General features: G+C 65.0%; 11 protein-coding genes. 3 read left to right on the forward strand and 8 right to left on the reverse strand.

All coding sequences use genetic code 11. The features are described 5' to 3' along the window. Nucleotides 1-101 precede the first annotated feature (101 nt). Both IF10I1_RS17150 and IF10I1_RS17155 read right to left on the reverse strand, forming a co-directional pair. Nucleotides 102-1961: a sodium:solute symporter family protein gene (locus tag IF10I1_RS17150; protein WP_186393662.1), complete on the reverse strand. Its 1860-nt coding sequence runs from the start codon at nucleotides 1959-1961 to the stop codon at nucleotides 102-104. A gap of 13 nt (nucleotides 1962-1974) precedes the next feature. Further along, the gene (locus IF10I1_RS17155) at nucleotides 1975-2247 is read right to left on the reverse strand and encodes a DUF4212 domain-containing protein (RefSeq protein ID WP_050471786.1); all 273 of its coding nucleotides are present in this window, start codon (nucleotides 2245-2247) and stop codon (nucleotides 1975-1977) included. A gap of 247 nt (nucleotides 2248-2494) precedes the next feature. Here IF10I1_RS17155 and IF10I1_RS17160 point away from each other — a divergent pair, with 247 nt between their 5' ends. The 3 genes from IF10I1_RS17160 to IF10I1_RS17170 all read left to right on the forward strand — a co-directional run bounded on the left by IF10I1_RS17160 (nucleotide 2495) and on the right by IF10I1_RS17170 (nucleotide 6593). Continuing rightward, the gene (locus IF10I1_RS17160; RefSeq protein WP_050471787.1) at nucleotides 2495-3124 is read left to right on the forward strand and encodes a hypothetical protein; all 630 of its coding nucleotides are present in this window, start codon (nucleotides 2495-2497) and stop codon (nucleotides 3122-3124) included. Beyond that, a complete protein-coding gene (locus IF10I1_RS17165) occupies nucleotides 3121-5268 on the forward strand; it encodes a DUF294 nucleotidyltransferase-like domain-containing protein (RefSeq protein WP_094462941.1) in 2148 nt (715 codons plus the stop codon). Before IF10I1_RS17160 ends, IF10I1_RS17165 begins: the two co-directional genes overlap by 4 nt. A gap of 131 nt (nucleotides 5269-5399) precedes the next feature. After that, nucleotides 5400-6593, forward strand: a complete 1194-nt coding sequence (locus IF10I1_RS17170) for an MFS transporter (RefSeq protein WP_244284740.1) — start codon at nucleotides 5400-5402, stop codon at nucleotides 6591-6593. 18 nt (nucleotides 6594-6611) lie between these two features. Here the strand turns inward: IF10I1_RS17170 and IF10I1_RS17175 are convergent, their stop codons facing one another. From IF10I1_RS17175 to IF10I1_RS17200, 6 genes are all read right to left on the reverse strand, one after another. Continuing rightward, on the reverse strand, nucleotides 6612-7538 hold the full coding sequence (locus tag IF10I1_RS17175) for a nitronate monooxygenase family protein (RefSeq protein ID WP_058900087.1): 927 nt from the start codon (nucleotides 7536-7538) through the stop codon (nucleotides 6612-6614). A gap of 80 nt (nucleotides 7539-7618) precedes the next feature. Then, nucleotides 7619-8770: an N-acetylglucosamine-6-phosphate deacetylase gene (gene nagA / locus IF10I1_RS17180; RefSeq protein ID WP_186393664.1), complete on the reverse strand. Its 1152-nt coding sequence runs from the start codon at nucleotides 8768-8770 to the stop codon at nucleotides 7619-7621. Further along, the gene (locus IF10I1_RS17185) at nucleotides 8770-9801 is read right to left on the reverse strand and encodes an SIS domain-containing protein (RefSeq protein ID WP_186393665.1); all 1032 of its coding nucleotides are present in this window, start codon (nucleotides 9799-9801) and stop codon (nucleotides 8770-8772) included. The genes nagA and IF10I1_RS17185 overlap by 1 nt, the downstream gene beginning before the upstream one ends. Next, a complete protein-coding gene (locus IF10I1_RS17190) occupies nucleotides 9798-10538 on the reverse strand; it encodes a GntR family transcriptional regulator (RefSeq protein WP_186393666.1) in 741 nt (246 codons plus the stop codon). The genes IF10I1_RS17185 and IF10I1_RS17190 overlap by 4 nt, the downstream gene beginning before the upstream one ends. Continuing rightward, nucleotides 10531-11403, reverse strand: coding sequence for a BadF/BadG/BcrA/BcrD ATPase family protein (locus tag IF10I1_RS17195; protein WP_186393667.1), 873 nt, complete (start codon nucleotides 11401-11403; stop codon nucleotides 10531-10533). Before IF10I1_RS17195 ends, IF10I1_RS17190 begins: the two co-directional genes overlap by 8 nt. Nucleotides 11404-11798: 395 nt before the next feature. Next, nucleotides 11799-12692 (reverse strand): AraC family transcriptional regulator, encoded by an 894-nt coding sequence (locus IF10I1_RS17200; protein WP_186393668.1) that lies wholly within the window; start codon nucleotides 12690-12692, stop codon nucleotides 11799-11801. Nucleotides 12693-12852 lie beyond the last annotated feature (160 nt).

Consider the following 12852-nt stretch of genomic DNA (forward strand, 5'->3'; position numbering starts at 1 on the left):
GAGTGCTTCCCGATTCTCCTGCGTCCTGCCGCAAAGGCGAGCGGCAGAGACAAAAAAAGCGCAGGGTCCAAAGACCCTGCGCCATTTTCTCTTTTGGCAGATCAGTGCCCTGCGACCATCATGGTACCGCCTTTCGGCAGACGCAAGCGGTCAACGAAGTCCTGCATCTCCTGGCTGGGGGCAGGCGTGACCAGCGACACCACATAGGTGACGACGAAGGCCACCGGCACGCCGAAGATACCTGCCGAGATGGCCTTGACGCCAAACCAGCTGATCTCGTCGCCCGTGCCCTTGACAAAGTCAAAGCCGTACACGTTGCCGATCAGGTAGTACATGGTGACGCCGAAGCCGGCGATCATGCCCATGATACCGCCCAGATTGGTCGCACGCTTCCACCAGACGCCCAGCACCAGCGGCGCGAAGAGCCCCGCAGCGGCGATGGAGAAGGCCCAGGCCACCATGGACAGGATGTCCGACGGCTTGGTGCGTGCCAGGAAGGCAGCAGCCAGAGCGACGACGACAAGAAGGATCTTGGAGATCATCAGGCGGCGCTTTGCGTCGGCCTTCGGATCGATCATCTTGTAGTAGACGTCGTGGGACAGGGCGTTGGCGATGGCGAGCAGCAGGCCATCGGCGGTCGACAGGGCTGCAGCGAAGCCGCCGGCACCGACGAGACCGACAACCCACACCGGCATGCCGGCGATCGACGGGGTCGAGAGCACGATCATGTCGTTGTTGAGCCGGAGTTCGCCATAGGGGAAGCCGTTGGCAAAGCCCTTGGCCTCGCAGGCCGTCTGGATGGCTGCGATCGTTTCAGCCTTCACGCCGCAGATCGTCACCAGCTGGTGACCGGCGATCGAACCCCATTCCAGCATCCACGCCGGGATGGCGGAATAGGCCAGCTGATACTGTGCTTCCGCCCCTGCCCCGACGAAGAGACCCATCAGGTTGAACTTCGAGAAGGCAGCGTAGGCCGGTGCCGTGAAGTACAGCAGGAAGATGAAGAACAGCGACCAGCCCACCGACTTGCGTGCTTCACGCACCGTCGGCGTCGTGAAGAAGCGCATGAGGATGTGCGGCAGAGAGGCCGTGCCGACCATCAGACAGAAGATCAGGCTGAAGTAGTCGAGCGGCGTCAGGTTGACGAAGGGTGCCACGTGCGCCTTGGCAACGCCAAGGATCGCCTCGTACTCGGCAATCTGGGTCAGGGCACCGCCATAGGTGAGCTGCGGCAGCGGAATGCCGAACTGCACCGTCGACATCCACACGGCCGGAAGCAGATAGGCCACGATCAGCACGATGTACTGGGCCACCTGCGTCCAGGTCACAGCCTTCATGCCGCCCAGCATGGAGCAGACGAGAATGCCGGCAAGGCCTGCAAACACCGCGTACTGGAAGTCGATGCCCAGGAACTGCGAGGCGATGATGCCGGAGGCATAGACCTGTGCGGTGATGTAGGTGAAGGAGCAGGCGAACAGCACGACGATGCCGACGAGGCGTGCCGCGTTGCCGCCGTAGCGGGTGCCGAGGAAGTCCGGAACCGTGTAGGCGCCGAACTTGCGCAGGTAGGGTGCCAGAAGCACGGCCACCAGCACGTAGCCGCCGGTCCAGCCCAGAACATAGGCAAGACCGTCATAGCCCAGCACGAAGAGCGTGCCGGCCATGCCGACGAAGCTGGCGCCGGACATCCAGTCGGCGCCGGTCGCCATGCCGTTGTAGATGGCCGGAACGGAGCGCCCCGCGACGTAATATTCCGAGACCTGCGCCGTTCGCGACATGATGCCGATGAAGGCATAGATGCCGATGGTCGCCGCCATGTAGCTCCACATGATGAAGCGGTCGGGAACACCCAGCGCCTCGAAAATGGCCATCAGGACGACGAAGAACGCAAAGCCGCCGACATAGACCGAATAGATCTTGCCGAGGTTGTCGGTGAAGTCACCTTTCATGCTCAATGCCATGGTGCAGCCCCCCTCAGTCTTCGGCGACGCCGAATTCCTCGTCGATGGCGTTCTGGCGGCTTGAGAACCAGAAAATCAGCACGACGAAGATGATGAGCGAGCCCTGCGCAGCCATGTAGAAGCCGAGCGGGAACCCAAGGATCACGACGCTGTTCAGCGACGTTACGAAGATGTGGATCAGGAAGCTGAAGACAGCCCAGATCGCAAGCGTGGTCCACATGAGACCGCGTGTCTTGCTCCAGTGGGCTGCTGCAACTTCCGGCGGCAGCTTGTCGGTCAAGGTCATTCCTCCCGTAAACGCATCAGGGGCCGCAACAGCCAGCATGCCGGCACGGCCCGTACCCCCCCACGCAATATTCCCCTAGACTAAAGTCTAATACTTCAAGCTTTTCGCAAGAGCAGCAATTTTCTATATTGCAGTGCGGAGATACTTGCACCTTGAGACTATTCCCTTCACACTCATCATGTGAAGTTATCCTAAAGACTAATTCAGCAGGTAAACAATAGCTGAAACACGGGAGGATCGCATTCAAGTGCTTGATTTCATTGGATCCATCCTGCCGAAACGGCAGCGTTCAGACTGGGCTTCCGCAGTGGAAGCCATCCGGGCAGGCGCCGCCTTCCTGGCGCAAGGTGCCAGCTACTCCTACTTGCGAGCCCGTTCGCTGCTGGCAGGGCCGAAACTTTTCCAGGATGCGGATTTCGGATTCGCGCTGCAGATCTGCAAATGGGAAGGCTTTGCCGTTGCAGCGCAGGATATCATCCTGATCATCGAGGCGGAGGTGCGCCCCCTGCTGCCGGCGCCGCCGCAGGAGCGGGCCGCCATCCTGTCCCGCCTCTACCGCGAGGTGCTGGCCAGCGAAGACCTGCCGGAGCACCGCAAGGACCGGGGCTGGGGAGATGTGGAAGCAGAGTTTGACGCCCGGCTTGCCCACCTGATGGACAAGACGCCGCTTTCGCCCGACGCCATCACCACGGCGACGGCGCTGCGGCTGCTGCAGCATGCCCCCATCACCGATGATGTGCGCGCAGCGGACAAGATGATGGTGGTCAACAACGTGGCCTTCCGTTTCATCGATTATCAGGCCACCTTGCGCAAACGGATCGACCTTCCCGCCTTTGCCCGCCAGCTCTGCGCCCTCACCGGGGAGAAGGCCGCTTGAAGCAGCCCGTCAGCCCGGTCACGCCGCTCATCGCACTCAACACCGTGGTCCTCGACACCGAGACCACGGGGCTGGACGTGCGCTCCGACCGGGTGGTGCAGATCGGGGCCGTCCGGCTCTACGGCCAGGAGATCCAGGACGAGGCGGTCTTCAACGTCATCGTTGACCCGCATATGCCGATCCCGGAGGTCGCCCGGCGCATCCATGGCCTGTCTGATGCGGATGTGTCCGGAAAGCCGGGCATTGCCGAGGTTCTGCCGCAACTGGCCGCCTTCATCGGCGATGCGGTGGTGGTGGGTCATTCCATCCATTTCGACCTTGCCATTCTGCGTCACGAGGCGGAACGGCACGGGGTAAAATGGACAGAGCCCAAGGCGCTCGATGTGGCGCTGATCGTCGCCGGCCTCGACCGCGCCCTGATCGACACCTCGCTGGACAGCCTTGCCCTCAGTCTCGGCATTGCCATTGAGGGCCGCCACACGGCGCTGGGCGATGCGATGGCGACAGCCCGCGTCTATGCGGGCCTGCAGAACCGGCTGCTGGCCAGCGGCATCCGCACGCTGGCGGAGGCCGAAAACCTCTGCCGCAAGCCGCAAAGCCTGATTGCCCGCCAGGAGGAAGCCGGCTGGTTCGACCGGCCGCGCGAACAGCACGACTTCTCCCGCCTCGCCCTGAAGCAGGGCACCCAGCGGGCCATCGACAGCTATCTTTACCGCAACCGGCTGGGCGACGTGATGAGCAGCCCGCCGATTTCGATCAGCGAGACCGCCGATCTGCACAGTGCCGCCCAGCTGATGGCGGCCTGCCACATTGGCTGCCTGATCGTGACGCGGGAGGGCGGAGAGCCGGGCATCCTGAGCGAACGCGACGTGCTGCATGCGCTGGCGGCGCGCGGTGCGGAGGCGGGCAAGCTGAAGGTTGGCGCCCTGATGAGCTTTCCGGTGATCAGCGCCCCGGCCGACACCTTCCTTTACCGCGCCCTCGGGCTGATGGCCCGCAAGAACCTGCGCTATCTCGGGGTGAGCGATGACGGCGGACGTCTGGCCGGCATTTTCACCCTGCGCACGCTCCTGCGCGAGCGGGCGCTGGCGACACTCACGGTGGGCGACGAGATCGCCATGGCCGGGCGCCCGCGCGATCTTGCCAAGGTGCAATCCGCCCTGCCCACTCTGGCAACCGGGCTTCTCGCCGACGGGCAGGATGCGCGGCAGGTCTGCGCCATCATCTCGGCCGAGAACAAGGCCATGACCGCCCGCGCCGCCGAAATAGCCGAGGCCGAGCTGGAGGCCGCCGGGGCGGGCCCTGCCCCCGCCGCCTATGCAGTGCTGATGCTGGGCTCCGGCGGGCGCGGGGAAAGCATGCTGGCCCCCGATCAGGACAATGCCCTGCTGATTGCCGATGACTACACCGGCGACCTGACCTCGCCCGATGACTGGTTCTTCCGCTTTGCCACACGGCTGAACGAGATCCTTGACCGGGCGGGCATTCCCTACTGCAAGGGCGGCGTGATGGCGCGCAACATCCAGTGGCGCCGGCGCCTGGGAGAATGGCAGCACCAGGTGGAGGAATGGGCCCATCACCCTTCTCCGCAGGCGCTGCTCAATGTGGATATTTTCTACGACTTCACCCCCGCCCATGTGTCCGGCAGCACCGGCGCGCGGCTGGCGGAGACCCTGCGCCACTTTGCGGCGGATACCGCGCGCGGCTCGCTTGCGCTGGTCAGGGCGCTGGGCGAAACCGCCGCCTCGCATGCCCCGCCGCTGGGCCTCTTCGGGCGCATCCGCAAGGATGATCAAGGGCGGGTCGATCTCAAGTCCGGCGGGCTTCTGCCCATCGTCGCCGGGGCCCGGGCGATTGCGCTGCGCCACGGGGTGACGGCCCTTTCCACGCCCGAGCGTATCCTGCAGGCCGCACATCACGCCGGACGCTCGCAGGCGGACGCGGAAATCCTCGCCAACATCCACGGCTTCCTCATCCGCCTGATCCTCACCCAGCAGATCAACGATCTGGAAGCGGGCATTGCGCCGTGCAACCGGGTGGAAGTTGCACGGCTGAACCACCGGGATCAGGACGAGCTGCGCGAAGCCCTCGGCCGCATCGACCTCATCACCCACATGCTGCGGGACCTGCTGCAGGGGATCTGAGTTTGACAGCCGCTCAGGGCTCTGAAGAGAGGTGACGCCGGCATGGACCGCTGTCATGCTGGCGAAACAGGACTCGGCTATTCGCGGCTCTCATGAAAATATCTCCCTCGACCCTTGGTCTGGGTGTTTCCATGACCATCGGTTACGGAACGCTCTATTACTCCTTCTCCGTTCTGGCGCCCGAGATCGCCCGCGCGTTCCGCTGGACGGAGAGTTTCGTCTTTGCGATCTTCTCGGCCGGGCTGCTGGCCGGGGCCGTGTCTGCCCCGGTCATCGGCCGGATGATCGACAGATATGGCGCCCGGCCGGTGATGAGCCTCGGGTCGGTCTTTGCGGCACTGACCCTCGCCCTGATTTCCGTGATGGAAAACTCCTGGCAGTTCATCGTCATCGCGCTGCTCGCCGAGTTCGTCGCCATTGCCGTGCAATATGATGCAGGCTTTGCCGCTCTTGCACAGCGTTATGGCCGCGATGCCCGTGCCGAAATCACTCTTGTCACCCTGATCGCGGGCTTTGCCTCCACCCTGTTCTGGCCGCTGCTGCACTGGCTGCTGACGCTGATGAGCTGGCGGGAAGTCTATCTGGTGCTGGCCGCGATGAACCTCGTCATCGCGCTGCCGATTCACCTGACCATGCCGAAGGGAAGACAGGGGCCGAAAGGAAGGCAGGGCCTGCCGGACCGGCCGGAGCCCCTGGCCTCCTCTGCCTCTCCCCAGGCTTCTCAGGTCTTGCAGGCGCGCCCTCCACGGCCGGACGCCCGCCCGATGGTGCTTCTGGCCATCAGCTTTGCCAGCGGCGGCTTCGTCATGTCCGCCGTCGGAGCTGCCCTGCTGGTGCTGCTGGGGGACCTCGGCTTTGCAACGGCGACGGCCATCGCGGCGGCCAGTTGCATCGGCCCCTCGCAGGTCGCCGCCCGTTTGATTGAATATCTCCGGCGCAACCTGTTTTCACCGCCAGCGACCGCCATCATCGCCGCCCTCGCCCTGATGCTGGGGCTTGTGCTTCTGGCCGGAACCGTGTTCGCGCCGGCGCCAGTCCTGCTCTTTGCCTTTGCCATCACCTATGGAGCCGGCCAGGGCCTCACATCCATCGTCCGGGGCATGCTGCCGCTGCATTATTTCGGGCCGGAAGGCTATGGCCGGCGCACCGGCACGCTCTCGGGCATCCGCATGGTTCTGTCCGCGGCCGCGCCCTTTACCGTGATCTTTCTGAAGGAGCAGCTTGGCACCTCCGCCGCCCTTGCCGCCCTCGTGCTGGCAGCGCTCATTTCCACGGTATCGGTGCTGGCGCTGGTCCGCCTCATGGCGAAAGAAGAGCCAATCTGAGCTGCAGTACAGAGCCCGTCAGCCGGCGATCATCCGTTTCGCCTCGTCATATTCGCGGATCAGCCGCGCCACGAGGTCCCCGGCGGGCAGAATGTCGTGGATGCCGCCCGCGCCCTGCCCGGCGGACCAGACGGTCTTCCAGGCCTTGGCCTCATGCTCGAGGTTCATCTTGCCAGCCTGCGGCAGGTTGTCGGGATCGAGCCCGGCGCGGATGATGCTGGGCTTGAGGAAGTTGGCGTTCACGCCGCTGATGGCGGGCGTATAGAGAATGTCGCTGGCATCGCTTTCAACGATCATGTTCTTGAAGTCCGGCTCGATCGTCGCCTCCTGCGTTGCCAGAAAGCGGGTGCCGAGATAGGCCATGTCGGCGCCCATGGCACGGGCCGCGAGCACCTGCGCGCCGGTGTTGATGGCACCGGCCAGCACCAGCGTGCCGGACCAGACCGAGCGGATTTCGGAAATCAGTGCAAAGGGGTTGAGCGTGCCTGCATGGCCGCCCGCGCCGCAGGCGACCGCGATGATGCCATCCACCCCGGCAGCCGCCGCCTTCTCGGCGTGGCGGGCGTTGATCACGTCATGGAAGACGAGCCCGCCGTAGGAATGCACCGCATCCACCACGTCCTTCACCGCCCCCAGCGAGGTGATGACCAGCGGCACCTTGTGCTCCACCGTCTTCGCCAGATCCGCTTCGACGCGGGAGTTGGACCGGTGGACGATGAGGTTGATGCCGAAGGGCGCAGCGCCTTCCACGCCATCGAGCCGCGAGGCGATTTCCTCCAGCCAGGCGGCATAGCCTTCCGTTGTGCGCTGGTTCAGCGCCGGAAACGTGCCGATCATGCCGCCCTTGCAGGTTTCCACCACCAGATCGGGGCCGGACGCCAGAAACATGGGCGAGGCAATCGCCGGGATCTTGAGACGGCCCTGGAGACTTGCGGGCAACGGCATGGCAGCACCTTTCGCATCGGATGGGAGAGCGAGAGTGCTGCGGATTTCCGTTTACGTCAAGGGAATGACGGCGCCTTACCCTACTCCCTTTGGAGGAGAGCGCCGCCATGCCAGACGGTGGCAAGGCTGAGATCATCCGTCAGATGCAGCACATCGGCGCGGCGTCCCGCTGCCAGCGCACCGTGGCTGGCGCCAAGCCCCGCCACCTTTGCAGGGCGGCTCGTGACCATGGCGAGCAGCGCCTCCGGCGGCACGTCCGTATGTGCCTTCAGATAGCGCAGCGCCTGCGGCAGGCTGACATCAGCCCCCGCCAGCGTGCCGTCCTCCAGCGTCAGCCGACCTTCACGGCGCAGGATCTTCCGCCCGCCAAGGGTGAAGCTGTCAAGCTCTGTCCCGGCCACGGCCATGGCGTCGGTCACAAGAAACAGCCCCTCGTCCTGTTTCGCCGCAAGGGCGATGCGCAGGGCTGGCGCGCTGACGTGGATGCCATCGGCAATGATCCCCGCCGCCACTGGCCGGTCCAGCACGGCCCCCACCAGCCCCGGCGCGCGGTTGCCGAGCTGGCTCATGGCATTGAAGAGATGCGTGGCGCAGGTGACGCCATGGTCGAAGGCCGAGAGCGCTGTTTCATAAGAACAATCGCTGTGGCCGATGCTGACGATCACACCGGCTTCCTTCAACCGCACGATCTGGTCCATACGCACGGCCTCCGGCGCAATGGTGATCTTCAATACCGGCAGATGACGGGCGGCATAGCAAAGGTGCTCAAGATCTGCCTCCTCCATCGGGCGGATCAGCGCAGCGTCATGAGCGCCCTTGCGCCGCACATCAAGATGCGGCCCTTCCAGATGCAAGCCAAGAAAGCCGGGGAGCTGTTTCTGCGCCGCACGAATGCCGGTTTCGATCGCCGCCCGTGTGGATTCCCGCGTGTCCGTGATCAGTGTCGGCAGAAGACCCGCAGTGCCCAGATGGCGGTGGGCATCGAGAATGCGGGTCAGCTTGCCCTCATCCACAGAGCCGTCCAGCATCAGCCCGCCGCCGCCATTGACCTGCAGGTCGAGGAAGCCTGGGGACAGGATGCCGCCGGAGAGCTCCACATGGGAGCCATCCAGCGCCCGCGCCTCCGCCTCCGGCGCCATCGCCTCGATTGTTTCACCGGAAAGGACAAGGCTCATCCCCTCCCGCAGGCGGGTGCCGTCAAAAATCCGGGCGCCGTGAAGAACTGTCCGCATCAGTGCGTTTCCGTGACCTTGTTGAGATGGGGCGGCACATCCGGATTGAAGCCGCGCCGGAGGGCAAAGCCTTCCACAAAGCGGTAGAAGGCAGCGATCTGCAGCAGCGGCGCCGTCAGGGGATGCACGCCGTCCAGAACCGGCAGGCGGTTGCAGCCGGGCGCATCAAAGCCGGTTGCGAACACATCCGCCCCCTGCCCCGCCAGCCGCTCCGCCGTTGCCCGCGCGTGGGGCAGCGCCGCATCATCCACACCAAGCGCCAGCACCGGGAAGCGGCCGCTGGCAATCGCCGCCGGGCCGTGCAGCACTTCGGCCGAGCTGTAGGCTTCGGCGTGAAGGCCAGAGGTTTCCTTGAACTTGAGCGCCATTTCATTGGCAATGGCCAGGAGAGGCCCGCGGCCCAGCACATAGAGCGACTGCGCCCGCACCAGACGGTCAGACAGGGACGTCCAGTCCAGCTGCAGCGCGGCGGCAAGCTGCTCCGGCAGGCGGGCGACTGCCTCGCGCAGCGCGGCGTCTTCCTGCCATTCGGCGAGCAGCGTGAGACCGGCCAGAACGGAAGTGACATAGGTCTTGGTGGCAGCGACGCTCTTCTCCGGCCCGGCGCAGATCGCAAGGGAATGATCCACCGTCTCCGCCATGGGCGAGGCGGCATCGTTGGTGATGGCGATGGTCAGCGCCCCGCCCTCGCCCGCCCGGCGCAGCATCTCGACGATATCCGGGCTGCGGCCAGACTGGGAAATGCCGATGGCAGCCGCGCCCTTCAGACGCAAGATGCGGCCATAGATGGACGCGATGGATGGCCCGACCGAGGCCACCGCCAGCCCGGCCTGCAGTTCCACCGCATATTTCAGGTAGGAAGCGGCGTGATCGGACGAGCCGCGCGCCACGGTGACAAGAAAAGCCGGATCCCGCTCCCGCAGCGCCGCCGCAGCCGCTGCAATGCTGTCACGGGCTTCACGCAGGAAACGCTCGGCGGCTACGGGAATTTCGGCGACCTCGCGGGCCATGTGGGTCATGCTGGTTATCATGCGTCTCCCGCCTTCAGTTCAACGGCAAAATCATAGGAATCGCCCCGGAACAGGGAGCGGGTGAATTCCACCGCCTTGCCGCCGGGCAAATAAGCCACGCGCTCGATCTTCAGTCCTGCCGCGCCGGGCGCCATCTGCAACAGGTCAGCCTCCGCCGCCGTCAGGTTCACCGCCGACATGCGCTGCACGGCACGGACGGGCAGAAGATCGCGGGCGCGCAAGTAAGCATAGAGCGAGCCGCCCATGGCTGACGGGTCTGGCAGAACTTCGGCAGACAGAACCGATCGCTCCAGCGCCATCGGCATGCCGCCGGACCAGCGCACGCGCTCGATCCGCGCCACCTGTTCCGCCGCGCCCAGCCCCAGCGCCATCATCTCTTCGGGCGCTGCCGGGCCGGTTGCGGCGGAGAGGATCTGCGAGCTGGAATCGCGCCCGCGCCGGGCCATGTCGGCGGAAAAGGAGGTGAGCTGCGACAGGCCCAGCTCGAACCGCTCCACCGGACGGGCCACATAGGTGCCCGAACCGCGCCGCTGCACCAGGAGCCCCTGACGCACCAGATCGGCAATGGCGCGGCGCACGGTCACGCGGCTGAGGCCGGTGCGCGCGGCAATTTCCCGCTCCGCCGGCAGGCTGTCACCGGGCTTCAGCCTGCCCTCGCGGATTGCCGCCTCGATCCGCCCCTGCAGCACGGCATAAAGCGGTCCGGCTCCGGCAACGGCTGAGAAGACGTCATCCATGCGCTGCCAGATCCTCCGACGCCATCCACATGGCCCCGTCGAGTGCCGAGCCCAGAGGTTCGGCCTGCGGCCATTCACCGGCCAGGGCCGTTGCATAGGTGGGCCCCAGTCCACCAAGGAACACCACAGGCACCTCGCCGCCCTGCTGCAACAGGGCAATCGCGGCGCGAACCTCCGCCACACCGGCCGCCAGCACTGCCTCAGCCGCCGGGTCCCCCGCCCGCGCTGCCGCCAGAATGAGCGGCACCAGCGCCGCAAATTCGTCCGGGCGCGTTGAGGGCGCGTTGCGGACAATCGCCTGCGCCCCGCCGCCATGTTCCAGAATGTCCCGCAGGAACGGCGTGATGAGATGAAAACCATCGATGGCTTTCAGCGCCCGCAGCACCGCATGGCGGCCGAGCCAGGAGCCGCCGCCCTCGTCACCCATCACGTAAAAGCCCCAGCCGCCCACCTGCCGGATGACGCCCTGCCGCTGCACGGCGAAGATGGAGCCGGTGCCGATGGCCGCCAGAATGCCGTCGCCGCCCCTGAGCGCGCCCCTTATCGCGGCAATGCCATCATTGACGACGCGGACGGTGGTGAAGGGCAACCGCTCCCGCAGGGCATCCGCCGCCGCAGGCACCCCGCCCCCGGCAACACCCAGCACGGCACAGACCGGCAGCGGCGCCTCTGCATCCATCACGCTCCGGCCCAGCACAGGCGCCAGCAGCGCATCAGCAGCCGCCAGAATGTTGGCGCGGGCCTGTTCCGGATTGCTGACGATATTCGCCGGCCCGCCGGAGGCTTCCCCCAGCACCGTGCCATCCGCCGCCGCCAGCCGCACCCGGCACCCGGTTCCGCCCCCATCCACGCCCAGAAGATACATGCTGCCGTCTCCAGATTTGAAGTGGTTGAGATAATACCAAAATAAGACCAAAAGCAAGGTAGGGAGGTGTTTTCCGATAATCGGCGAACCCGGCAGTCGATGGACCATCAGTGCCAGCCGGAGAGCAGCCAGAGACCTCTCCATCCGGTATTCCCTTTCCATCGTCATCCCGGCCAAGCGTAGCGCGAGCCGGGACCGGTGAGCCAAAGCGTAATTTTTCAAAGGATTAAAGCAGGCGAGAGGCCTTGGCCCTCCGGTCCCGGATCTCCGCTTCGCTCCGTCCGGGATGACGATGGAGAGGAAACAGGGCAGATGAAATGCCGCAAAGCAGAGCTCCAAACACCCAGGCGATCCGCGTAGTTTCTCACATCCCGCTCAACCCGGTCCCTACCAATTCAATCAATCACCAGAATCTCCGGATCATCCACATAGACCTCGTCCGGCCCGTCGCGGCTGTCGAGGCGGTAGCAGGAGGGGCTGGCGCCGAGGTGCTTCTTGAACAGACGGGAGAAGTAGTAGGGATCGGCGATGCCGACCATGGCGGCCACTTCCTTCACCTTGCGGCCCGAAGACAAAAGGTTCATGGCCATTTCCATGCGTTTGCGCTCCTGGAATTTCTGCGGTGTCAGGCCGATGCGGGCGCGGAAGGCGCGGCGGAAATAATCGCCGTTGAAGGGCACGGAGCCGAGCGCCTTTTCGAGCGCTGCCGCGCTCAAGGGATCGGCGGCGATGCGGGCCGCCACCAGCATGATCTGCACCGAAAGCTGATCGGGACTGTCCAGCGCCCCGCCCGCCCCTTCCTTCCAGCCGAGAAACGCGCTCTCGATATAGGCGAGCAGGATCACCATGAAGAGGTGATGCTGCGCCAGAGTCGTCATCGAAAGCGGCGCCATGTCGCGGTAATGCGCCACCATGGCGCTGATCACCTCCCACTGGCGGAAGGCGGCAACGGGCCGGAGATTCATCTGGCCGATAAGATCCACCGAGCCGAACAGCGTCAGCGTGAAATGCTGGGCAACACCGGTGTAAAGCTCGTCCGAAAGGGATTCACCTACAAAGCGGCTGCCGGCCGGGATCAGCATGGCCATGCCCGGAGCCAGCGACTGTTCCACCCCGTCAAGCTCGTAGCGCGCAGACCCGGTCAGGCAGATCACCAGATCATGCACCGCGTTGGACTTGTCGACGCGCCAGGCGCGCGAATGCTGCATCTTGATGGCCGAACGGGCCAGAGCCAGCGTCAGCGCGGCGGGCGACAGACCGGCGAGTACATCACCTACGCTTTTGTCCATCTTTTTATTTCAGTCCGTCAATTTCGGCCAGCTTGCCGGTTAGAATATCGTCTCTGTCACAAAATGACTATCGCAACCCTTGCGAGACGCACCATGGGAGGAGGCGGCTTTGCGGGCGGGAGCTCTGCGCCCTTGCGCAGCCTTGCCCCTTCGCCGGATC

This window comes from Pannonibacter sp. I15F10I1 (assembly GCF_900185665.1).
GTDB classification, from domain to species: Bacteria; Pseudomonadota; Alphaproteobacteria; order Rhizobiales; family Stappiaceae; genus Pannonibacter; species Pannonibacter indicus.